Here is a 21,642-nt window from a genome sequence, read left to right as displayed (position 1 = left end):
TTGAGCTCTCTACGTCGTGCCGTAGAGATGACTAGAAATCGCTAGTGGGCCTCCACTTCCCGAGGAAGCGCCGCGAAGGTCGGTGCCTCATATACCTAGTCGTTCTGGGCGCGCAGATACCGACCGAAGTGCGGCACGGTGAATCCGACCGATCCGCGCTCAGCCGAATAGATCAGACCCTTCTTGATCAGCCCGTCCCTCGCGGGTGACAGGGAGGCGGGCTTGCGACCGAGTTCGGAGGCGATCGTCGCCGTCGCCACTGGGCCGTCGTCCGCGAGATCGGCCATCGCTCGCATGTATTCGCGTTCGGCGGGAGTAGCGCGCTCGTAACGCGATCCGAAGAAGCCGACCGCGAGCTCTTCCTCCGCCGTCGGTGCGGCCACCCGAACGTCCTCGGCGGTAATCGGACTTACCGCAGCCACATCCCACGTCGCCTTGCCGTACGCCTGAACGAAATACGGGTAGCCGTCAGCTGCCGCATACAGCGCATCGAGAGCCTCGTCAGTGAATTTCACGTCTTCTCGGCGGGCGGGCGCGATCAGTGCCCGGTCGGCGGACTCACGATCCAGACGATCGATGCGGTGGTAGCTGAAGAGGCGTTCCGAATAGCTCTTGGACGCCGACAGCACCGCGGGAAGGTGTGGCAGTCCCGCGCCGACCACGATCAACGGGGCCGCATCCTGACTCAATTCGTGGCAAGCGCCGCAAATCGCCGAGACATCCGCGGCACCCAGGTCCTGCATCTCGTCGATGAACAGTGCGATCCCAACCCCGACGTCTCCGGCCAACGAGGACGCTTCGACCAACAACTCGACCAGGTCGATCTCGATGTCACCCGAATCGGCACGACCCTTCACTGCCGGCACGTCGATACCCGGCTGCCACCGTTCCCGTATGCCCTTGTCTCCGGTCGCACGCAGGGCAAACGACTTGAGGGTGCCGAGGAACGCCTCGACCCGGTCGGGGTCGCGGTGCGCACCGGCGATCTCCCGGACCGCCATGTGCAATGCCGACGACAGCGGCCTGCGCAACTCCTGGTCTGGACGGGCCTCGATCTTCCCGGTTCCCCACCTCCGCGAGATTGCCGCCGAACGCAAGTGGTTGAGCAGCACCGTCTTGCCTACCCCTCGAAGACCGGTGAGCATCACACTGCGTTCAGGGCGCGCGCGGGCGACTCGCTCGAGCACCACGTCGAATGCGTCGAGTTGGCGAGTTCGCCCGGCGAGTTCCGGTGGCCGCTGTCCTGCTCCTGGCGCATATGGGTTACGGACGGGGTCCATGGCTTTGAAGGTAACAACCTCGATTGTCGAATCTGGGCAGATCTAGCCCGTGTCCTAGACGACGCTATGAAGTTGCTGCCAGAGAGTGGGGACATTCCCACCCTGTGGTGCCTATCGCCATTCGCATGCTCCGTCGAGTCTGGATACGGACACAGAATCGGGGAGGACATCATGATCGAGTTGGACCTGCGAGCCAAATTGGAAGCACTCGCTCCGGACGCCGTGAATGGGGACGAAGCGGCCGTGGAAGAAGTCTTACGTATCGCATACCCCCTTGTGTACAGCTTTTCCAAGAGCAGGCTCGAAGGCACGGATAGCTCGCATGCCTGCGCCGAAGACGTCACCCAGGACGTCTGCATGGCGTTGATAGGGGCACTCCCCACATATGAGGACCAGGGAAAGTCCCTCTTGTCGTTCATCTTCGGCATCGCGGCGCACAAGGTGTGTGACGCTCGGCGTCGCGCGACCCGGTGGTCCGTCACGACCGCGCGCGCTGCAGCCGCAGCTGACCCGGTAGGCACCGAGGACAGCCCAGAACACCACGTTCTCCACCGCGAACTACGCACCGACGTAGGACAACTCGTCGAAGGTCTCTCGACCCGGCATCAGCAGATCCTCTTCATGCGCATCGTGCTGGGAATGTCGGCACAACAGACCGCTCGCGTCCTCGACACCACTGCTGGGGCCGTCCGCGTCGCGCAACACCGGGCGCTGAACCATCTGCGGGAACGGATTGGATCTGACACTGCACAAAACCATTCGCCAATACCTCGACAAGCGCCGAGAAGGAGACCTGTTCACGCTTGTACACAGACAACGGCTCGAACCCGTTCGTCGCGTGCGTGATTGGACATGGCTACGGGGATTGAGAGGGCGAAACCTCAGTCGGCGACACCTCCCACAGTCCACACCCGCAGACACGGTACGCGACGATTCCCGTGCTCGTCCGGTACCGAAACGTTTCACGCCATTCATGTTGATGCTGGTCACTCATGCCCCCAGCGTGATGTAATGGCATTGTGCATCTCAACCCTTACGGCGAACCTGCTGTCGTACTAGCCGCTGATCTTGCGAATCGCCCACCCGAATCAACAGAGGAACTCGTCGCCCGATGCGTCGAGTCCGGCCTCGTAATCGACTTCCCCGTCACCGACGACGACCTGTCCGACGTGCACGAAATTCTCGACCGGTGGGCACTGGTCGTGGACGCCACCGCTGAAGAGGATCGGGCCGAACTCGTCAACATCATGCTCGAGAAGGCCTCGGCCTATCCCCGAATGAGCAACCACGCCGACGACGGCTGGCACCTTCACTACCGCGACGACCAACATTCGCTCGCGGGTGTACTCGAAGCTCTGATCTCCATGGGGACGGCGCTGCACTTGGTGGGCCGCGGGATGCACCGCCTAGGCCGCTGCGCAGTAGAAGAATGCCATGTCATCTACGCTGACGTGTCGCGCACCGGCCGCCAGCGGTACTGCTCGCCACGGTGCGCGAACCGAGATGCCGTACGTCGCCATCGGGCCCGGTAACTGCCCCTCTCTTCCCCGGCTCTCAACCGGGAAACGCAACCAGAAAAAGCATACGCTGGTGTATCCGATGCGCTAGCGTATCGAACGTTGCTCTCGAACCGGGATGATGAGGAGGCGCTGTGTCGACATCGCCGGCACGCTCCGGCGAACCTGTCGCCGATACAGTCACGCGTGTGACGAAGCGGCGGGTGCGTACTCGCCAACGCCTACTCGACGCCGCAGGCGAGGTCTTCGCGGAAAACGGCTTCGGCCGGTCTACCGTCGAGCAGATCTGTGAACGCGGAGGCTATACACGCGGCGCGTTCTACTCCAACTTTGCTTCGTTGGACGAGTTGTTCTTCGCGATGTGGGAGCAACGCTCCAACTCGATGCTCGACCGAATCCGTTGCACCGCCGACTCCTCGGCCCTTGCCCTCGCACAGCTCACCCCTGACGACAAACTCCGAACCGGCACGGCACTGGTACTCGACGCAGTCCCGATCGACGATCAGTGGTACCGAATCAACTCCGAGTTCATTGCCCACGCGCTGCGAAACCCACCGCTCCAGCAAGCACTAGCCGAGCGCGAAGAGGCGATCTTGCACACCATCATGCCTATTCTCGAGAAGGCGCTGAGCCGACTCGGTCGACGCATAGTCGGCGATCCTCTCGTCCTCGGTCGCGCGCTTGTCGCCCTGCACGACGGCACAACGATCCAATGCCTGATCGAGGAGGACGACGTCTCGGCACGCGAACTACGCCTCGACCTCTTCACCCATGTCGTGGCCGCATACACCGAACCCGATACCGCTCATACCCACCCAAAAAATGAGGAGTCTTCGTGACAGAACAAGCTGATGCGATCGTCGTCGGAGCAGGACTGGCGGGACTGGTCGCTACCTATGAGTTGGTTCAGGCGGGCCGCAAAGTCCTCGTCGTCGACCAGGAGAGTGCGGCAAACCTCGGCGGGCAGGCCTTCTGGTCGCTCGGTGGACTGTTCCTCGTCGACAGCCCCGAACAGCGACGCCTGGGCATCAAGGACTCGTACGAACTGGCCATCCAAGACTGGATGGGCACCGCCGCGTTCGACCGTGACCGCGAGGACAGATGGCCACGACAGTGGGCGCAGGCGTACGTCGAGTTCGCCGCAGGCGAGAAGCGGCGCTACCTCCACGACCTCGGCCTGCGCCTGATGCCGAACGTCAGTTGGGCCGAACGTGGACGTGGGTCCGCAATCGGGCAAGGCAATTCCGTCCCTCGTTTCCACATCACTTGGGGCACCGGTCCTGGCGTGGTGGACATCTTCCTCACGCGCGTCCTCGCGGCCTCGAAGCGGGGACTGGTCACGTTCAAACACCGCCACCAGGTCGACGAGATCGTTGTGACGGACGGCGCCGCCACCGGCGTGCGCGGCACTGTCCTGGAGCCGTCCACCGAGCCTCGCGGAGTGAAGAGTTCACGGACTGCGATCGGGGAGTTCGAGTTCTCGGCTCAGGCGGTAATCGTCACGTCGGGAGGCATCGGCGGCAATCCCGAACTGGTCAAGAAGAATTGGCCCGCACGTCTGGGAAAGGCTCCCGAGCACATGCTCGCCGGCGTCCCGGCACACGTCGACGGCCGGATGCTGGCGATCACCGAGAACGCGGGCGGCAACATCGTGAACCGGGACCGTATGTGGCACTACGTCGAGGGCATCCAGAACTGGGATCCGATCTGGCCCAACCACGGCATTCGCATAATCCCCGGCCCGTCGTCGATGTGGTTCGACGGCAACGGTAAACGACTGCCGAGCCCCAACTTCCCCGGGTTCGACACCTTGGGAACGCTCCAGCACATCGTGGACAGTGGACACCACCACACGTGGTTCGTCCTCGACCAGAAGATCATCGAGAAGGAGTTTGCGCTGTCGGGTTCCGAACAGAACCCCGACATCACAGGCCGCGACTTCAAACTTCTCGCCGAAAGGGTCAGGAAGGGGGCGCCCGGACCGGTCGAGGCGTTCAAGCAGAAGGGTGCGGACTTCGTCGTTCGCGACAACCTCCGCGAGCTCGTCGACGGCATGAACGCAATCTCCCCGGAGGCTCCGGTGGCTTACGAGGACATCGAGCGTGAGATAGTTGCCCGAGACCGCGAGGTGAAGAACAGTTACAGCAAGGATTTCCAGATCATGGCGATCCAGAATGCGCGAAATCTTCTGTCCGACAAGATCACCCGCGTCGCTAGCCCACACGCACTACTCGATCCCAAGAACGGTCCACTGATCGCGGTCAAGCTGCACCTGCTGACCCGCAAGACCCTCGGCGGCCTCGAAACCGACCTCGACTCTCGGGTGATCCGACCGGACGGCACGGCCTTCGAAGGCCTCTATGCCGCCGGGGAGGTTGCCGGATTCGGCGGCGGAGGTGTCCACGGATACAGCGCACTCGAGGGCACCTTCCTCGGTGGCTGCATCTTCTCCGGACGCGCGGCAGGTCGCGCACTGGCCCGCAAGCTGTAGGCCCGTCCGCTCACAATTTCCTCAGTGCCGTCGCTCCCGCGTTTGCGGACGTCGCAGGCGGAGACACCGGTGAAGGTGTCACGCCTGCGACGCGACCGGCCACCGAGCCGCCGCTATCGAGCCGGTTACTCGCCCAGTTTCGCTCTCATCAGAAAGACGTTGTAGTCGGACCAGGTCGAGATGGTGAAGTACAGGTCGTCGGCGGTCGACCAGGGGTGGATGAATCCGCCGTACAGTTCCGGGTACTCGGTGACACTGACCATGCGCGCCCCGTCGGACCAGGCACCCTGCGGCGAGTCGGCCTCACGCAGAACGATGGCCAGCTTCGACGTGTCGAGGTAAGCCATCTGCCACTTGCCCGTCGTCTCGTCGTAACGAACAGATAGTTCTGCGGCGGGAGCATTGACGATCGGCGTCGCTTCCGTGAAGCCTCCCACCGGTGTCCAGGTGCCGTTCTGCCAGTACTGGTACGCAGACGTATTCAAGATTTGGTCCACCGGAACACGAGCGAGTCCGACCGAACCCAGTCTCGTGTTGGGAGTGCCGAACATGTAGACGAAGTCACCGACAGGCACCATCGACGCGACCTGAAAATTGGTGACGCCGAATATGTTCTCCCACTTCGCGTACGGGTCCTTCGTCCAGGTGGAGCCGCCGTCGTCCGAGTAGGCGATACCGCCGTAGTTCGTCCACCACGTGGTGGGAATGCTGTACCACGTGCGGATCGACATATAACTCATGTACTGCCTGTCCCCGATGGCGAATCCCGACGTCGGTATGGTGGTGATCTCGACGTTGTCGAGCTTTCGGCTGTCGAGAACCTCCGCCGCATGGCAACGGCTGTCCATCACCATGCTGTCCAGGCTCATCCCGTCCGCCAGGTTGCGGTCGGAGCTGAACCCCAGCACATTGCTGCGCCAATCGCCACCCTGGCCGCCGGGTGGAATGAAACCCTTGCCGAAGGTGTCACCGAACGCAATCGCTATCTGGTCCGGCGCGGACTCCCACATGATCCCGAGGTCGGTGCCGTTGACCTGGTAGCGCTTGTCCGTGCGACTGACCGAACCCGGCCCGGTCACCTTGGCCACGCGAGTCACCTCTCCTACCTTCGGGGTCGGCGGAGCAGGACTGCGTGGAGCCTCCACGGTCGCGGGATTTGCCACCGGTGGTGGAGGAGGTAGTTGAATATCGGCTCCCGGGACGGGAATTCCAAGATGGAACGGTGTGAACTTCAGGCTGACGTCCGGAATGTTCAGAACACTCGAGAGGTTCCCGGAGTCCAGGGCGGTCTCGTCGGTCAAGTCCGGGCACGGATCGGTGCATGGATCGGCGGGTAATTCCTGGGAGACACGAACCGGTTCCTTCGCCTCCACCGGGTAGGGCACCGTCGTGATCTTCGGGTATGGAACCGGAATCTCCAGCTTCTCCGGGATGAGCGATACCGTCTCGTTCGAAACCTCGCTAGCGCACGGACCGCTGCCGGGAATCCCGTTCCACACCGCCTCGGGTTCGGCAACCGCATCGCTTTGGTTCGAGTAGACGATGACACCCGAACCGATCGCCACGGCCGCGAACGACGCGACCAACTTCTTCGACATCCCGCCCCCTCCGTTGGATCCGCCGCTCGGTCGCGGCACCACCGCAAACTGGAAGGTAACACCGCCTGCAGGCACTCACAGATTCACCACGCACGCTCGGGGCGAAAAACTTTCTCGGACAACCCCGGGGGGCTGACGTGGTCGGTTCCCAGACCTAAGTTCTGCCGTGCCGATGACGGTCTCAGATACTCGCACCGAACAACATGCCCAGGATGTAGGTGGCGGTCGCGGCACCGTATCCGATTGCCAACTGGCGCAATGCCCGCTTGATCGGCGGACCACCCGACAGGAGTCCCACTACCACGCCGGTCGAGAGCAGAGCCACGCCCACCAGCGATGCGGAGACCACCAGCGCGGTGGTTCCTTGCAGCCCGAAGAGATACGGCAGAACCGGGATGATCGCGCCGGATGCGAAGAAGGAGAAACTCGCCGCAGCCGCACCGAGCCCTGTACCGATAGCCTCGTGCTGGTCGACGGCGTCTTCCCCCGAAACAGGATCGAGTTGATCAGTTGCCTCCAGGACCTCGGACGCCTTCTTCTCGGCATCCGCCGCCGACATGCCGCGTGCCCGGTATACGAGTGCCAGCTCGTTGGCATCGACGTCGAGAAGTGGCACAGCCTCCCGCGCCCCCTTCCCCGGTGTCGAGGCCTCGAGCAGCTCACGCTGCGAACGCACGGATACGTACTCACCCGCGCCCATCGACAGAGCACCCGAGAGCAGTCCGGCAAGTCCGGTGAGCAACACGATTTCGTTGGAGGCGCCGCTTCCACTGATGCCGAGGATCAGCGCAAGGTTGCTGACCAGTCCGTCGTTGGCGCCGAACACGGCAGCGCGAAAAGTCCCGGAAAGACGGCTTCGCCCGCGCGTGGCAAGAGCGCGCACCACTTCTTCGTGGATGCGTTCGTCCGCTCCCATTGCGTCGGTGGCATCCAAGTCTGTCGGATACGGCGAGCGGGTCTCGGCGCGTTGCGCGAGCGCCAGCACGAATACCGATCCAAACCGCCTGGCCAGAAAACCGAGGAGGCGAGTGCGGATTCCGCCACGTGCGGGCTTTCCGACTTGTTCGCCGAGCAGAGTGCGCCAGTGAGACTCGTGCCGCCCCTCTGCTTCTGCGAGCGCAAGCAGGATTTCCCGTTCCTCACCCGAGCGTCGTTTCGCGAGGTCCCGGTAGACCGCAGCCTCGGCACGTTCGTCCGCGAGGTAGCGGCGCCACCTACGAATTTCGCGGGGAGTCGGGTCGGGTCTCGCATTCGAATCGGTCGGGGAAACCATGATCGCGCCTCCGCTCGTCGTCAGCGAAGAGCCTACCGATTTCGTCCTCCCTGCAACGCCGGATCTGGTCAGCCATCGAAGCCGAGTGCCTTGCCGAGCCGATCGTCGGGCCCGGAAACAACCGCAGGGTCTCGTGCGGTCAGAAGGTCGAGAATTGCTTTGGGGCGGGCCAGCGATTCGCGCACCGTGTTCCGGGCCATCGTGATCGTGCCGCAGTCACATCCGGCAGCGACACCAGCGGCCTCGATCCCGACCCCTCGGCACAGCGCCACCGCTCGCGACACGTGGAACGACTGTGTGACGATCAGCGCCTCGGTGACTCCGTACGTCCGGGCAGCACGGTTGCAGGTGTCGTAGGTGTCCAGGCCGTACGGATCGCCGACGATCCGACTCGGGTCCACCCCGTTCTCGACCAGGTATTTCGTCATCGCGGCGATTTCGTCACCGGACCGACCCGCCCCGTCTCCCGAGACCAGCGCTGCCCCAGCGCGACCATCCGCGAGAAGTTGCAACGCGACATCGAGGCGTCCGGCGAGGTACTCCCCGGGTTCACCGTCGCGAACCTGCGTCCCGAGCACGATCACCACGGGTGCGGCGGGCGCAGCGTCGACATCGTAGACGTGACCGGACGCCTTACGTGACGTCCATACCGTCGACGCGGCTACGATCACACCGGCGAGCACGACGAGTCCCACCCCGGCGCCGACCAGCCGGCGGATTACCCGTCTTTCCATCTCTCCATCCAACCACAGCGTCATCCAACTTCAGCTCGGACAACCGCGGACTCGGGTGCTGGTCATGAAGGCCTAGTTCCCGAACCCATGCATACATTTCCAAATTGATTGTCATGCAACAGATTTTTGCCTCTATATTTCTTACATCTACTGCATTGCAACCATTTTCGATGAAACATCAGAAAATTTTCCTGAGCTCAGCAAACTGTCACTGTCATCTACCACGGATAGGACGATTTGGCGGATACCAGGTCGCTTCGGAAATCCTCTAGGCAAATCGGGGTCGACTGATGCAGTATCGAATGTGGAGACTTCGCTCGCCACATAGGAGGTAAGCATGGCTACCGATCACAAAGCGACATCGAAGCACTTCCTCGAACTCTGGGGTGACAATACCCCGCCCGGCCCGGACGACTACCTGGCCGCGAACTACATCAATCATCAGATGCCCGACGTCGCGGGTGGCACGTCGACCAAGTCGCTGGACGAATGGAGGGCTCTGCTCGAGAGCTTCCATGAGGCCTTCTCAGACGTGAAACTCGAGGTCCTGCTTCAGGTTCAGGATCAGGACTACGTCTGTTCACGGTTTCGAATGACGGCCACACAGACCGGAACATTCGAGGGCATCCCCGCCACCGGCAATACGAGCACATGGACCGGGGTCGACACGGATCGATACGAAGACGGCAAGATCGTCGAAACCTGGGTCGATTGGGACAAGTACAGATTCCTCGAAGGTCTTGGACTTACTTCCGACGGAGGTTGATTCCTCTAGGCGCGACGCTCCATATGATTTCGCCTCAAGGCATTTCGATGGTCTCGGCACGCGCCACCTCGTCCAGTGCGCGACGAACGTAGTCGTGCACTGACTTCTGCGTGCTCGACAACAGTTCTGCGATCAGCAAGATCGCCGACGGGATGGGGGATGCGGGCGGATCGGATTCGTCCGCGTCGGCGACACCGAGTGCGCCTGTGAGGACTGCGACGAACGACGCCACATCGACGTCGGGCACCCACTCGTGTGCCCTCCGCACCGCGAGGGTGAGAACGTTCTGCACGTCTTCGCCCGTGAGGCCATCAGGGTGCATCGTCTCGAGCAGCTCGTGGATGATCGTGGAGAGCACGAGACGCACCTGCTCGGCAGGCAGCCCATCGAGATCCTCCAACGCCACGGCGAACGCGGTGGTATTCGAGGCAACGGCCGCGCTGACAGCCGCGTCTACCGCCTCCGCGATCTCCCGTGGGACCGTCGGCCAGTGGGTGGGCCACACGATGGTTTCCTCATCTCGTCGCGTCACTGATGCACGACCACTGTGCCATGCGCCGACGACAACTCACGCCAACCGGGTGCTCAGTCGCTGAGCATCGAACGGGGCGTACCCCTTCACGTCGTTGTCGAAGTACACGAACACGTCCAAGCCGGAATCGGTCCATGCGCGGATGTCGTCGGCCCACTGGTCGAGGGCGCCGTCGCTGTAGCCGCTGGTGTACAGCTTCGCGTCGCCGTGCAATCGTACGTATACGAAATCGCTCGTCGGTGTCTTCACCAGCGGGTATCGGCCGGCCGTGTCCGCAACGACGAACGCCGCGGCGTGGGCGCGGAGAAGTTCGACCGCCTCGGGTGAATCGAAGCTCTGATGCCGAACTTCGACCGCATGGCGGACTAGGCGATTCGCGTCGGTCTCGGTGAGCGTGCCGTCATCCCGAAGCTTGTCGTCATGCGCGCGGGCCAGGTGCGCCAACTCCTCGGTAGTGCTTGGCAGCCGTTCGAGGAACCGGCTCACCTTTGCTTCGTCGAACGCGAGTGTGGGCGGCAGTTGCCACAGAAACGGACCGAGTTTCGACCCGAGTGCCAGTACACCCGACGCGAAGAAGTTCGGCAGCGCGGTCTCGACATCGGCGAGCCGCTTCATATGGGTGATGTACCTGCTCCCCTTGACCGCGAATACGAAATCGTCCGGGGTCTCGTCCCGCCACTTCGCGTAGCTTGCCGGTTTCTGCAACGCGTAGAACGATCCGTTGATCTCGATGGACGAAAATCGCCGCGCCGCATAGGCCAGCTCCTCGCGATGAGCCAGACCCTCCGGGTAGAAGTCACCACGCCAGCCCGGGTACGTCCAGCCCGAGATGCCCACCCTGGCCTTCGCCATCTCACAACCCTATCGCCGGCAGCTATTGCATGTGGCCGCTCTCGGTAGAACCATGGGGATGACCCCACTATCGAGGAGGCACCGATGCCGAGATACCTCTGGCAGGTCACGTACTCACCCGAAGGCGCGCAGGGATTGCTTACCGAAGGTGGCACCGCACGACACCAGGAAATCACGCGGATGGTCGAAAGTGTCGGGGGCACGGTCGAATCCTGCTACTACGCGCTCGGCGGCAGAGACCTGTTCGTAATCGGGGATGTGCCGGACGAGGTCGCGGCCGCCACGCTGGGGATCCGCACCGCCGCCTCTGGTGCGGCGAGATCCGAATCCGTGGTGTTGCTGACGCCGCAGCAGATCGATGAGGCGGTGCGACGGGACGCCGAGTACCGGCCGCCCGGCACCTGACAGACACCCTGCCGGAACGGGAACGAAGAATAGAGAGTGCATGTCACATGTCACGAACAATTGAAGAAACCCCCCAGCTCGGACAATTCGGCGTCTGGCGTCACGCGGCGGGACTGCAGCCTGAAGTCGGGAAGGCCATCGAGGACGCAGGCTACGGAGCAATCTGGATCGGCGGTTCTCCGCCTGCAGATCTCGAGATCGCCGAGAAGCTCCTCGACGCCACTTCGTCAATCACCGTAGCAACCGGTATCACCAATATCTGGATGGCTCCCGCTGCGGAGGTCGCGGACTCGTTCCATCGGCTCGAGGCCCGTTTTCCGGGACGCTTCCTCCTCGGCGTCGGCGTCGGCCACTCGGAACAACCCGGCCTGAACTACAGCAAGCCGTACTCCTCGCTGGTCGAATACCTCGACGTCCTCGACAATGCCGCCGTGCCCAAAAGTAGGCGCGTCCTTGCCGCGCTCGGACCCAAGGTTCTCGCACTCTCGGCGGCACGATCGGCTGGAGCCCACCCGTACCTGACCACGCCACAACACACTCGTGAAGCCCGGGAACTTCTCGGTCCGGGGCCAGTTCTCGCGCCCGAACACAAGGTGGTTCTCGACACCGACGCCGACCGCGCACGCCCGATCGGCCGCGAGGCTGTCGAAAACCCCTATCTGCACCTAAGAAACTATGTGAACAACCTCGAGCGGCTCGGCTACACGACCGAGCAGATTGCCAACGGCGGCAGCGACGAACTGATCGATGCACTCGTCGCGCACGGTGACGCCGAGTACGTGGCGGGCCGACTCAAGGAGCATCTCGATGCGGGCGCCGATCACGTAGCCATTCAGGTACTCCCCATAGCCGACGATCCCATCTCCGATCTGCAGAAGATCGCTGGCGCCTTGGGAATTTGAGCTTCGCCGAACGAAGAGTTCTGTCATACGAGAGAGTATGTGGCGGTAGAAGAATCGGCGGTTACGCCACGAGGAGGTAGATCGACGGCGCGACGATCAATCCCGTCGCCGCGCCGACCGAAATCTGCCCCACGGTGTGATGGTCGAGATGGAGCCGCGACCATGCAATGGCAGGCGCCAGGGCCAGACCCAACCACCACCACGGACCGAGCGCGATCGCGAGGATGGCAACCACACCACACCACACCGCCATGTGGACCGACGCGTTGATGCGCACGATGCTCGTCCACAACGCGATACCCACGAGAGTGGCCAAGCCGGCGCATGTCAGGGCGATCATCTCCGGCGGCGAGCCCGCAACGAGCTGCACGACGAGGGCGAAGAAGATCATGCCGAGGATCGCCAGAAGCAGACCGTGACGCTCGGAGTGCTCGGTTACGTGATGGTTTCCGATGCTCTCCCGCACAACGCCTCGCCCGATGAGCAGCATCGGCAGCAACCCTGAGAACAACGCCACGAAAGCGCCCCAACCCGGGTGCCCAACTGACCAGCCGAGGATGAGGCACGATGCGACGTTGACCGTCCACGGGGCCGCAAGCTCCGTGAGAAGTCTTGCGAGACCGCCCTTTACCTCGACTCGTCCAGCCAGTGGTGGCCGAACTCGATACATAGCCCCCCTCCCTGATGGCAGAAAACCGCACGAACCCTGGGGTTCGCGCCGGAGTGCATCGTACCCGCGCCGATCCATCTCAGGACCGAAAACCAACCGCGCAGACCGGTTGGTGTTGCCACGGCGAAATCGATTCGAAGAAAACAGGTTTAGGGATGAGACGTTCCGTCTGAGCGACGGTGACTCGCATCCAACACGAGCATCGCATCGGCGCCGTGCTGAAACTCGTAGTCGACGGTCCGGACCTGCGGACTCAGCCCCAACGATTCGAGTTCGACCAGCAGTGGTGGCAACAGATCATCGCGCCGTTCGCCTGCCTGGTCTACAAGCGGAAAGACTCGGACGTTCCCCCTCGCTACCCGGGCCAACTCTCGCAGTGCGTCGATGTGGAATCGATAGTCCAGGCGGTCTGCGTATGTGAACAGCAGGTGAGACGACAGCACGAGGTCGAACGTGCCGTCCGGAAACGGTAGCCTCGGTAGCGCACCCGCCCGATACCGTTCCGGGTGCGCGAGGATATCGGTGGCGAACTTCTCAGCCGACGCTCGGCGCATCCTCTGATGCCCCTCGAGGTCGCCGTAGAAGTCCCAGCGGTACCGGTCCCTGTTCTTCGCCATCCAGTCGGAACCACGCGCAACCTCGTCCAGAGCGTACTGGGCGATCACCGCAGCATTCCGTCGATACAGCGGATCAACCGCGGTCGCGTCGGCACCGAGTTCGTTCGCCTCTGCGGTGAAACTCGCTCCGCCGCCTGGACAGTCGAGCACCTTGCCGGTCAGATCGGAGTCGTCCAGCGCAAACATTGCGCGGTACTCCGCGGGCGACCTCGAGCTGATCAGGTATTCACCGATCGAACAACCACCCGCCCGCTCGTCCATGCGGCATCCTTACGTACTTTTCAATGGGTATCGGAAACGTCGGACAGTACATCGCCGATGTCCGAGCCGCATCCCATTTTCGATAGAAGCGTCGCGCAGTGGACGTGGCGCGACGCTCGCTTTTCGCTCACGTCATACAAGAAGGAGCGGCTGGGTGAGATGCTGATCGAGAACGCTCTAGTCGTCCCCGAATGGGAGCGAAACCACAACCGCACTCCTGAACCCCCTGTGCGATAGGGCCGCCACCGTCAGCTCTACTCACCCAGCCGCTCCGACCCTCCCCTACCCGGGCATTACGATAGTAATATTACGATTGTGATACCGCAACTGGTTCTCAGCTCGGGCCAGGTGTACCGGTAGATTCGAACTGTCCATCGATGGTTGCCCATTCAGACAAGAGGGAGAATCGGGTGGCGACTTTCGCCGAGAAGTTCCGATACTTGATCGACAACGTCCATCCGAAAGATCGACCGCCGTTCACCGTGTCCGAGATCGTGGACGGTATTCGGAGCAACGGCGGCACCATCACCCAGGGATACGTGTCGATGCTCCTCAACGGACTGCGACCGAACCCGAGTCTCCAGGTCGTCCAGGACATTGCCCGGTTCTTCCACGTCCCACTCGACTACTTCGCCGACGACTCCTCTTACGCCGACTTCCAGAGATATATCAGTTGGATCCGGTCGCTACGCGAGGACGACGTGCCCACCGCCGCGCGGGCCTACAACCCGTACCTGACCGGAAACCAAGCCGCACACTCCGAGCAGGCGTAGGCCGTCAAGCGACCAGAAGGTACACCAGCGGCGCGATGACCAATCCTGTGGACGCGCCGACCACGATCTGGCCGATCGTGTGATGTCCGAGGTAGATTCGCGACCAGGCGATGGCCGGCGCCAGGGCCAGGGCCAGCCACCACCACGGACCGAGCGCCACGGCGAGGATGGCAACCACACCACACCACACGGCCATGTGGACCGACGCCTTGACGTGCACGATGGATGTCCACACCGCGATCGCTCCGAGAGTTGCCAGCCCCGCGCAGGTCAGGGCGATCATCTGAGACGGCGCGCTCGCGAGGAGCTGCACGACGAGGGCCACAAGTACCAGCGCGAGAATGGCCAGAATCAGACCATGACGCTCGGAATGCTCCGTGACGTGATGATTCCCGAAGCGCTGTTGCACAATGCCACCCACGATGAGCAGCATCGGCAGCACTCCCGTGAACAACGCGACGAACGCGCCCCAACCTGGATGCCCGATGGACCACCCCAGAATCAGACACGACGCGATGTTGACCGTCCACGGGGCGGCGATTTCCGTGAGGAGTCGTGCGAGGCGCGCCGTCACCTCGAGTCACCTGCCCCGGTTGGAGCCGAGTTCGACGCATAGGCCCGCCCGATGGCACGGACCCATTTGACAGCATCTGCACCTGGAGGCGGACGGAGGTCCGATACCCCGATGCCTGCGGGTTCACCCGATCGCAACCAATCAGCTATCAACTCAGCTCTCGCCATCCTCTGTCCAACCTCGGGAAGCCCATCGAGACGCGCCTGCATCGAGAGAGCGTCGAGCACCTCAGTGGCCCGGTCCTCGACATAGCGAGCGGGTCCGGCAGTGGCGTGAGACTCGCGTGCGACACCTGGCCAGCGCTCGCCCACCAAGCTCCGGTGCAACTGCGCGATGTCTCGACGCAGCAGGCGCACCGTGAGTCCGCCTTCGACGCTCGCCCACAGCAGACCCGTTGTCGTGAGAACGATCCCGATGGCGGCCAGCTTGGTACCCAGATCAAATATCGTGGTGGTGGGCTCAACCCACGCTGCTCGAACAGCCGTGATGTAACCGGTTCTCATCCATGCGTAAACCGCAAGAATCGTGACACCTGGAGCAAGAATCGCCAGGCCACGACCCTCCGGCGTGCCGAGGTCCCATCCCAGCAGCACAACGATCGAAATGATCGTACAGACCACCGCCGCCACGCCCATCACCAGCAGAGCAGCCTCCGCATATCCAGGAAGGTGCAGGTACTGGTGGTCGAATTCGTATCCACTATCCGCCTGTGGAACACGATCGGCAGAGAAGAACAACGCGAGGGCCGCGGACGAGGTCGCCGCAGCGCCGATGAACACAGGCACCGTCCATCGGCGTTGGATGGCGGCCCCTGGCACCCGAAGCGCCACAATCATGAGTGATGCGCCCAGGCTGATCCCGATGAATACGACATGCTTGACCGCCGACGTCGCATTCGGGAACCCCAGCACTTCACTGACAGCGCGGTCGATCGGCCCGATGTTGATGGTGGTGTGTATCGCCATGAACGTGAACACGATTGCGGCGCCGAGCGTAAACACCGACCGAGCCTGCCACCACCGCCGCGCCCTTGTCACGGCAGCGAACCAGAGCAGCACTGACAATGCGATCATCAGGCCCATAGCTCAGAGGATTTCGTTGAAATGTGACCGAATACGCGCCGAACGTGCACGGCCCGCTCCGGAGATTCGCCGACACAGCTCCGACGCGAACCCCTCGGCGTCTCGCTCGAGTTGCCGCAGCTGCTCGTCCGCGCCCGCATCGTGCCCGCACTGACGAAGCATGAATGAGGCCATGTCATGCCATTCGGGAGGCAGAGTGTGCCGAACGGCCTCTTCCACTGGCAGCCCACCATGTCCGAGGAGGATATGCCCGAGTTCGTGAGCCACCGTGCGATCGGGTGCAGCGACCCACGGCGCATAGAACACCTCGTCTCGGTCGTCACCGTTGCGCCACAAGCCGAACATCCCTGGTGGCAGCTCCGCGCTCTCCTTCACGGTCAGCGGCCTGCCACGCATTCGCTCCACGGTGCGCACCAGCCCGAAGACCGAAGCCGATTCAACTCCGCGAGCGTGTGCCAACAGCCGACTCACCTCACCTACTATCCGATCCATTGCCGCCTCGTTCGACTCTCTGTGCCATACCGCCCCGAACACCGGTCCGGTATCGAACGCGAAACCTACAGCCTCGGTCGGCCCACGGCAGAACAACGGGGGTGAGACTAGCTCGCATCGAACACGAGCACCGCATCGACGGTGTGCGATTCGCGCCACCTGTGCACACGTCTCGCCAGGTGACGGGGGTGTGACGCAAGCAAGGTCCTCGGATCGCCGGAGATCGAGCACATCATTTCTTCAATGTCGATTTCTTCAATGTCGGCCAGGCTCGCACGCACGCTACAAAGGCGACGCGGCCGGCGTCGACCCGGCACCGCATTCCACGCGGTCCCAGAACCATCGCAGAATCTCCTCGCCGGCGGCGATGCCACTGCTGTCGGTGACAGCCACACTCGGATGCTGCCAGTCGAGTGCTTCGAGTTCACCGTGTCGAGGGCGGATCGCGGCGTCAGCCTTGCTGAGCATGGCGGCGTCGAGCGCTCCGTCACCTGCCGCCAATACGGAAGTCCCTTGCTCGAGCACCCCGTCCTTGACAAGACGCGCGCGGACCTCGGCAACCGCCCGACTCTTGCACACCGCCTTCGGCATCGTGTAGACCTTGCGGCCCTGCCGAGACGCTCCCCACCCCCGATCCGAACACCAGGCGTCCCAGTCCTCGACGAACCCTGTAGGCATCGCGTCGACGTCGACGACCAGATACGAGAACAGTTCGTCGGCGATTCGGGACGAACGGACCCAGCTGTCGTCGACCCGGCGAGCCAACTCGTCGCCGATCTCGGACAACGATGCCGCACCGGCAGCGATGGCAGCGTCGACATCGCTCCGCCACCCCTCGTCAGGCACACCGTCGACGAGGATGTTCCCTCCGTTTGTGGTGATCGCGTACCGCCACGGTGCCCCCGGCAGCTCGATGCGCTGGAACTGTGCGACTGTGCGGGTGGTGGTGGGAACGACCACCGTGGTGTCGGCGAGTCGCCGCAGCATGGACTCGGCGGCCGTCGTGACGTAGGACAGGGGCTTGCCGTCGTACACTTCGACGCACAGCAAATCGTCTTGTGCGGCTGGGTCGGTCACATCCTTCTCGCCCGCGGCTAGTTCCATAGCACTGCGCGAGTAGATCATGGTCCGGTCGAGATCGGTCGCGATCAGTGTTGTCATGCCAGATCCTTGATCAGTCCCATGCACGAATATGCCAGGGAGGGAACCTCTTCGACGGGTACCGAGCGCGCAGCGGCGAGCAGTCGGATGTGTGCGTGCTCGGGAGCGTCGAGGTCACGGACGAGTACCCGCCACGGCACGCGCCGCAGGAGCACCCTGGTGGTCTCGCCTACTCCCGGCTTGACGAAGTTCACACTCGAAATACCGTACTGTTCTCGGATCGCCTCGACGGACTTCCACCCTTCCCACGTCGGGGTTCGATCAGCACGAAGCAATTCCTCGACGTCGCCGGGAACATGCTCGCGGACATCGGAAAACGCGGAACTTACCGAGTCGAGGAGATGATTGGACACGTCCTCGTTCGACAGATGCGCGTAGAACTTGGCGCCGTGGTACTCACCGGGGCCGATCAGCGCATCGTTGAGTACGGTTCGCGACACCAACCCCGAAACGGTCGAGTTCAGGCACGCGGAGGCGATCAGGAAATCATCGCGGGTACCGAACGTGCGGACACAATGACCCGGATCGGCCAGGACTGCCAGATCGTCATCGAATTCCGCACCGCCGGCATCACGGTGAGCGATGAGCGCCTGCGATAATTCGCGTGCGATGGCGCCCTTGCCAGTCCAGCCGTCGACGAAGACGACTTTCTTCGGATCATGGTGTCGAGAAAGGTAATCGAGAGCAACAGAATCGATGCCCCGATCCCGGACGATCGAAACGGCGTAGTGGGGCAGGGTCAACCCGCGAACCTCGCGCGCCCAGCGGCGCATCAGCACACCTATCGGAGTGCCGGCGCGAGCCAACGAAACCAGAGTGATGTCCTGACCCCTCTCGGCCAGTACGAGTTCGGTAACCGACCCCACCGCGCGTGCCAACCGGATAGAACTGTCCTGCAACACCTTCTCGAACAGTTCGCGGTATTCGACATCTGGTTGGTACTCGATGGGCAGTGTCTCCGCATAGTGGGCATCTCCTGCCTGGATGCGCCGCTCACGCTCGGCGACATCGGCTTCGAGGGCCACGTGCGACAAGTCCTTCAGAAGCCACCCCACCTCGTCGGCAGCGTAGGAGCCGAAGTCCGGGCCGACCAGCGGCGCCGTCACGCCGACACTCCCACGCGCGCAGCCTGAAGCGACTGCGGATCTGCGCCGGATACGGCGGCGAGAAGCACGTCTGTTCCCGACGCGCTGAGAACGTCGAGCAGCCCACCGCGCGCAGTGAGTCGGTCTGTATCTGCCGCGGTGTCGATCACCGCGACAACGACAGGGTCCTCTTCCGGCCACTGTGCGTTGTAGAGGAAGCGCGGCTCGTCTTCACCATTCTCCGGTGCGGTGAAACGAAATCCACGGCGCAAGGGGTAGCCCGCATGGTCGAGCACGTAGGCAGGTGACCGCGTCGTGGTCTGGAATCGAACCCGGTACCCGGACGTCGACATGGATTCCGCGATCCGCAAGGGCAGGTACATCAACTCCTCGTGCCCGATGACGATCACCGGGCGATCTGGGTCGAGTCGTCCACAGAGCGCCGCCGCAGCCGATTCGATCGCCGCGTCGAACTCCTCTGAGTCTTCCCGCAGGAACCCGTGACGTCCTCCCTCCGGGACCGCTGCAGGCCAGTCGATATCGATACGTTCGACGGTTCCGGTCCGCGCCCCGACCGGGTTGAGCACTGGATCCGGAAGAGCACCAACCGACTCGACCAGCCCATCCGGAAGGACTGTGTATCCCTCCGCCAGGCTCACGCTGTCGATCTTCACACCGAGTTCGGCGGCAGCACTGTCTACCGCGTCCCGATGGTGCTGTGCTCGCATGTCGACGAGCGAGGCAATGATGTAGTGACTGCGCGGATTGTGTTCGTGCAATGCGCGAATCGCGTCAATCGCGGTCGCGCCGGTCGAGATCTCGTCGTCCACCAGCACGAGAGGATGGTCATTTGTGAACAACTCGACAGATGTCGGCTGCAGTTGATGACTGGTGGCGTGCGAGTGCCCCTCCTCGAACCCGGCGAACGTCCCGATCTCGGGAACATCCCGGCGTGTGGAGTGCAGGTAGCAGCGGGCATTCAGTCTGGTTGCGACGCACTGTCCCAGACCGGTGGCGGTCTCGGCGAATCCGAGTACCACCGGATCTGCATCCGTCCCGAGGACGTCCATCACCTGATCACCCAGCCGGTCGCCCGCGGCGATCACGACGCCCGGATCGGTGGGCACGTGCTTGCCGAGGACCGTCGAGACGAGCAGATGCGCGCGGCGCGGGTTGCGGCGCAGCCCCGGCACGACCAGATCTGAGATGGTCATCCCGACACCCGAACCGATATGGGTGAATTCCAATCCTAGATATTTTGTGGCCCAGTGAACTTCACGCAACAAGGTATGCGAGCTCATTGGATGGCCGATGCGGTCAACAGGTCCACGAACGTGACTCCCTCGTTGGTGACGCCGAACACCTTCGCCCGGACGAGTGTCTTCTCTGCCCAGGCTCGGTGCGGGCGCATTTCATTCATCTTGTTGCGATAACGCGACGCTCGAACTCCCCCGGAGCTCTCACCGTCGAGGATGTCGAGGGCATCCTGGTACTCCTCATGTGTGACCGACGACAACGCGTGGACGGCGGCGACGTGCGTCGGGTGGATGACCGTCTTTCCCTGGATACCGTTGGCACGGTCGAGGGTGATCTCGCGCAACAGCCCGTCCATGTCCCTGCTCACCAACCGCTGGCGGAAGCGCACCTCGTCGTGTTCCTCGAACGGCGTGGCGCGAAGAGTCGGCCGGAACATCCGCTCGTGGTCGGCAAAGTATTCCCACACAGGTCCGGTGATCACGTGCCCGGTGCCGTCGGTACGGCCGAGGAAATTTACGATCGCGCCGATCGCGTCCGCGACCACCTGAACGTCGTAGATTGTCAGATCACGATCGCGCCGGATGCCGAACGTACCGCACATATCGGTGGCTCCGATTCGCACTGCGAGGATGCTGGAACGGTGTTCATCGAGCAATGCGGCGATCTTCGCGAGTTCGTCGTCGCGGGTCTCCCGGCGCACTACGCTCGACGACTCGAGCACGGGCATCGCATACAGGCGTTTGCCGAGTCGCTCCGACGCGGTGGCCAACTCGTCGAGAAACGCGCCCCCGGTTGGGCTGCCGAACTTGGGGATCACGAACCCGGACAGCACCTGTGTACCGGTGGTCAGCAAACCGGAGATGCGGCGAATGTCTTCGACCTCCCGAACCCGGACGAAGAGCTGCGCCGTCGCACCGCCGACTACCGCGATCCGATCAAGCGCCTCGACGGCATTGAGTAGCGCCGCTTCCACCTCGCGGTCGGCTACGGCATCCTCGAGATCCAGGACCATCGAGCACACCCCGTCGCCGGACCTGCGGAGGATGGTCTCCGCGAGGTCTGGTCTCGTCGCGGGAACGTACAGTGTCGCCCCCAATGCGACGGCAAGTACCGCCCGATCCTCGTCCGGGCCGAGCGCCTCCGGCGAGCGCAGGAACAGCCGCCGATGGGTTTCGGGATCGAGGTGGTGAAAATGACGTACCGATACCGCCGCCCCTACGCCGGACATCGTGATCTCTTCGCTGACGCTCATCGTCCCCCGTGCCACATGGTTGTCCTGTCCGTGTTCTCGCCTTGCCAACCACCGCGACTTCGGTAGGG

Annotated in this window: 23 protein-coding genes; 8 read left to right on the top strand and 15 right to left on the bottom strand. The window is 63.0% G+C overall.

Going from position 1 to position 21,642, the window contains the following annotated elements; genetic code table 11:
• Positions 1-95 precede the first annotated feature (95 nt).
• Complete coding sequence (locus AB0I57_RS00565) at positions 96-1,280, bottom strand: ATP-binding protein (RefSeq protein WP_358328340.1); 1,185 nt, start codon at positions 1,278-1,280, stop codon at positions 96-98.
• Between the two features lie 171 nt (positions 1,281-1,451).
• Between AB0I57_RS00565 and shbA the strand changes: the two genes are divergently transcribed.
• The 4 genes from shbA to AB0I57_RS00545 all read left to right on the top strand — a co-directional run bounded on the left by shbA (position 1,452) and on the right by AB0I57_RS00545 (position 5,288).
• Entirely contained in the window at positions 1,452-2,126 is a 675-nt protein-coding gene (gene shbA, locus AB0I57_RS00560; protein WP_358328337.1) for an RNA polymerase sigma factor ShbA, read from the top strand.
• Positions 2,127-2,299: 173 nt separating this feature from the next.
• Positions 2,300-2,812 carry a CGNR zinc finger domain-containing protein gene (locus AB0I57_RS00555; RefSeq protein ID WP_358328334.1) on the top strand — a complete coding sequence of 171 codons (513 nt, stop codon included), beginning with the start codon at positions 2,300-2,302 and terminating at the stop codon, positions 2,810-2,812.
• A 119-nt stretch (positions 2,813-2,931) separates the two neighbouring features.
• Positions 2,932-3,636 carry a TetR/AcrR family transcriptional regulator gene (locus tag AB0I57_RS00550; RefSeq protein ID WP_358328331.1) on the top strand — a complete coding sequence of 235 codons (705 nt, stop codon included), beginning with the start codon at positions 2,932-2,934 and terminating at the stop codon, positions 3,634-3,636.
• The gene (locus AB0I57_RS00545) at positions 3,633-5,288 is read left to right on the top strand and encodes an FAD-binding dehydrogenase (protein WP_358328328.1); all 1,656 of its coding nucleotides are present in this window, start codon (positions 3,633-3,635) and stop codon (positions 5,286-5,288) included. Before AB0I57_RS00550 ends, AB0I57_RS00545 begins: the two co-directional genes overlap by 4 nt.
• A 125-nt stretch (positions 5,289-5,413) precedes the next feature.
• Here AB0I57_RS00545 and AB0I57_RS00540 read toward each other — a convergent pair whose 3' ends face one another.
• From AB0I57_RS00540 to AB0I57_RS00530, 3 genes are all read right to left on the bottom strand, one after another.
• A complete protein-coding gene (locus AB0I57_RS00540) occupies positions 5,414-6,886 on the bottom strand; it encodes a DUF4185 domain-containing protein (RefSeq protein ID WP_358328324.1) in 1,473 nt (490 codons plus the stop codon).
• A 181-nt stretch (positions 6,887-7,067) separates the two neighbouring features.
• Entirely contained in the window at positions 7,068-8,159 is a 1,092-nt protein-coding gene (locus AB0I57_RS00535; protein WP_358328321.1) for a VIT1/CCC1 transporter family protein, read from the bottom strand.
• A 68-nt stretch (positions 8,160-8,227) separates the two neighbouring features.
• Positions 8,228-8,893, bottom strand: coding sequence for an ElyC/SanA/YdcF family protein (locus tag AB0I57_RS00530; RefSeq protein ID WP_358328318.1), 666 nt, complete (start codon positions 8,891-8,893; stop codon positions 8,228-8,230).
• Between the two features lie 337 nt (positions 8,894-9,230).
• On the opposite strand from AB0I57_RS00530, the gene AB0I57_RS00525 reads away from it, so the two are divergent.
• Positions 9,231-9,659, top strand: a complete 429-nt coding sequence (locus AB0I57_RS00525; RefSeq protein WP_358328315.1) for an ester cyclase — start codon at positions 9,231-9,233, stop codon at positions 9,657-9,659.
• A gap of 34 nt (positions 9,660-9,693) precedes the next feature.
• Here AB0I57_RS00525 and AB0I57_RS00520 read toward each other — a convergent pair whose 3' ends face one another.
• A complete protein-coding gene (locus AB0I57_RS00520; RefSeq protein WP_358328312.1) occupies positions 9,694-10,164 on the bottom strand; it encodes a hypothetical protein in 471 nt (156 codons plus the stop codon).
• Positions 10,165-10,227: 63 nt separating this feature from the next.
• Positions 10,228-11,043 (bottom strand): DUF72 domain-containing protein, encoded by an 816-nt coding sequence (locus tag AB0I57_RS00515; protein WP_358328309.1) that lies wholly within the window; start codon positions 11,041-11,043, stop codon positions 10,228-10,230.
• Between the two features lie 84 nt (positions 11,044-11,127).
• On the opposite strand from AB0I57_RS00515, the gene AB0I57_RS00510 reads away from it, so the two are divergent.
• Together AB0I57_RS00510 and AB0I57_RS00505 are read left to right on the top strand one after the other, a co-directional pair.
• Entirely contained in the window at positions 11,128-11,448 is a 321-nt protein-coding gene (locus tag AB0I57_RS00510) for a GYD domain-containing protein (protein ID WP_358328306.1), read from the top strand.
• A gap of 47 nt (positions 11,449-11,495) precedes the next feature.
• Entirely contained in the window at positions 11,496-12,350 is an 855-nt protein-coding gene (locus AB0I57_RS00505; protein ID WP_358328303.1) for an LLM class F420-dependent oxidoreductase, read from the top strand.
• 61 nt (positions 12,351-12,411) lie between these two features.
• Here the strand turns inward: AB0I57_RS00505 and AB0I57_RS00500 are convergent, their stop codons facing one another.
• Positions 12,412-13,020 carry a hypothetical protein gene (locus AB0I57_RS00500; protein ID WP_358328300.1) on the bottom strand — a complete coding sequence of 203 codons (609 nt, stop codon included), beginning with the start codon at positions 13,018-13,020 and terminating at the stop codon, positions 12,412-12,414.
• Positions 13,021-13,169: 149 nt separating this feature from the next.
• Positions 13,170-13,898, bottom strand: coding sequence for a methyltransferase domain-containing protein (locus tag AB0I57_RS00495; protein ID WP_358328297.1), 729 nt, complete (start codon positions 13,896-13,898; stop codon positions 13,170-13,172).
• A gap of 377 nt (positions 13,899-14,275) precedes the next feature.
• On the opposite strand from AB0I57_RS00495, the gene AB0I57_RS00490 reads away from it, so the two are divergent.
• Positions 14,276-14,671, top strand: coding sequence for a helix-turn-helix transcriptional regulator (locus AB0I57_RS00490; protein WP_358328294.1), 396 nt, complete (start codon positions 14,276-14,278; stop codon positions 14,669-14,671).
• 4 nt (positions 14,672-14,675) lie between these two features.
• On the opposite strand, the gene AB0I57_RS00485 is transcribed toward AB0I57_RS00490, so the two are convergent.
• The 7 genes from AB0I57_RS00485 to AB0I57_RS00455 form a co-directional block, all read right to left on the bottom strand.
• Positions 14,676-15,245 (bottom strand): hypothetical protein, encoded by a 570-nt coding sequence (locus AB0I57_RS00485; RefSeq protein ID WP_358328291.1) that lies wholly within the window; start codon positions 15,243-15,245, stop codon positions 14,676-14,678.
• Positions 15,242-16,327, bottom strand: coding sequence for a hypothetical protein (locus tag AB0I57_RS00480; RefSeq protein WP_358328288.1), 1,086 nt, complete (start codon positions 16,325-16,327; stop codon positions 15,242-15,244). Before AB0I57_RS00480 ends, AB0I57_RS00485 begins: the two co-directional genes overlap by 4 nt.
• Positions 16,328-16,330: 3 nt before the next feature.
• Positions 16,331-16,819 (bottom strand): hypothetical protein, encoded by a 489-nt coding sequence (locus AB0I57_RS00475; protein ID WP_358328286.1) that lies wholly within the window; start codon positions 16,817-16,819, stop codon positions 16,331-16,333.
• A gap of 282 nt (positions 16,820-17,101) precedes the next feature.
• Positions 17,102-17,980, bottom strand: coding sequence for an HAD family hydrolase (locus AB0I57_RS00470; protein WP_358328283.1), 879 nt, complete (start codon positions 17,978-17,980; stop codon positions 17,102-17,104).
• Positions 17,977-19,086, bottom strand: coding sequence for a cysteine protease StiP family protein (locus AB0I57_RS00465; protein WP_358328280.1), 1,110 nt, complete (start codon positions 19,084-19,086; stop codon positions 17,977-17,979). Before AB0I57_RS00465 ends, AB0I57_RS00470 begins: the two co-directional genes overlap by 4 nt.
• Positions 19,083-20,366, bottom strand: coding sequence for a phosphoribosyltransferase family protein (locus tag AB0I57_RS00460; protein WP_358328277.1), 1,284 nt, complete (start codon positions 20,364-20,366; stop codon positions 19,083-19,085). The genes AB0I57_RS00465 and AB0I57_RS00460 overlap by 4 nt, the downstream gene beginning before the upstream one ends.
• Complete coding sequence (locus AB0I57_RS00455) at positions 20,363-21,574, bottom strand: HpcH/HpaI aldolase/citrate lyase family protein (protein ID WP_358328275.1); 1,212 nt, start codon at positions 21,572-21,574, stop codon at positions 20,363-20,365. Before AB0I57_RS00455 ends, AB0I57_RS00460 begins: the two co-directional genes overlap by 4 nt.
• Positions 21,575-21,642: the final 68 nt, after the last annotated feature.

Source organism: Rhodococcus sp. NPDC049939, from assembly GCF_040656415.1.
Classification (GTDB): domain Bacteria; phylum Actinomycetota; class Actinomycetes; order Mycobacteriales; family Mycobacteriaceae; genus Rhodococcus_F.
Note: the sequence above shows the minus strand (reverse complement) of the source record. Positions and strands in the feature narration are given on the sequence as shown.

Excerpts from the sequence above, each read along its gene's own strand:
- AB0I57_RS00565 (WP_358328340.1), bottom strand. The coding sequence starts at position 1,280 with ATGGACCCCGTCCGTAACCCATATGCGCCAGGAGCAGGACAGCGGCCA.
- shbA (WP_358328337.1), top strand. The coding sequence starts at position 1,452 with ATGATCGAGTTGGACCTGCGAGCCAAATTGGAAGCACTCGCTCCGGAC.
- AB0I57_RS00540 (WP_358328324.1), bottom strand. The coding sequence starts at position 6,886 with ATGTCGAAGAAGTTGGTCGCGTCGTTCGCGGCCGTGGCGATCGGTTCG.
- AB0I57_RS00535 (WP_358328321.1), bottom strand. The coding sequence starts at position 8,159 with ATGGTTTCCCCGACCGATTCGAATGCGAGACCCGACCCGACTCCCCGC.
- AB0I57_RS00530 (WP_358328318.1), bottom strand. The coding sequence starts at position 8,893 with ATGGAAAGACGGGTAATCCGCCGGCTGGTCGGCGCCGGGGTGGGACTC.
- AB0I57_RS00525 (WP_358328315.1), top strand. The coding sequence starts at position 9,231 with ATGGCTACCGATCACAAAGCGACATCGAAGCACTTCCTCGAACTCTGG.
- AB0I57_RS00515 (WP_358328309.1), bottom strand. The coding sequence starts at position 11,043 with ATGGCGAAGGCCAGGGTGGGCATCTCGGGCTGGACGTACCCGGGCTGG.
- AB0I57_RS00510 (WP_358328306.1), top strand. The coding sequence starts at position 11,128 with ATGCCGAGATACCTCTGGCAGGTCACGTACTCACCCGAAGGCGCGCAG.
- AB0I57_RS00505 (WP_358328303.1), top strand. The coding sequence starts at position 11,496 with ATGTCACGAACAATTGAAGAAACCCCCCAGCTCGGACAATTCGGCGTC.
- AB0I57_RS00500 (WP_358328300.1), bottom strand. The coding sequence starts at position 13,020 with ATGTATCGAGTTCGGCCACCACTGGCTGGACGAGTCGAGGTAAAGGGC.
- AB0I57_RS00495 (WP_358328297.1), bottom strand. The coding sequence starts at position 13,898 with ATGGACGAGCGGGCGGGTGGTTGTTCGATCGGTGAATACCTGATCAGC.
- AB0I57_RS00490 (WP_358328294.1), top strand. The coding sequence starts at position 14,276 with ATGGTTGCCCATTCAGACAAGAGGGAGAATCGGGTGGCGACTTTCGCC.
- AB0I57_RS00480 (WP_358328288.1), bottom strand. The coding sequence starts at position 16,327 with ATGGGCCTGATGATCGCATTGTCAGTGCTGCTCTGGTTCGCTGCCGTG.
- AB0I57_RS00475 (WP_358328286.1), bottom strand. The coding sequence starts at position 16,819 with ATGGATCGGATAGTAGGTGAGGTGAGTCGGCTGTTGGCACACGCTCGC.
- AB0I57_RS00470 (WP_358328283.1), bottom strand. The coding sequence starts at position 17,980 with ATGACAACACTGATCGCGACCGATCTCGACCGGACCATGATCTACTCG.
- AB0I57_RS00460 (WP_358328277.1), bottom strand. The coding sequence starts at position 20,366 with ATGAGCTCGCATACCTTGTTGCGTGAAGTTCACTGGGCCACAAAATAT.
- AB0I57_RS00455 (WP_358328275.1), bottom strand. The coding sequence starts at position 21,574 with ATGAGCGTCAGCGAAGAGATCACGATGTCCGGCGTAGGGGCGGCGGTA.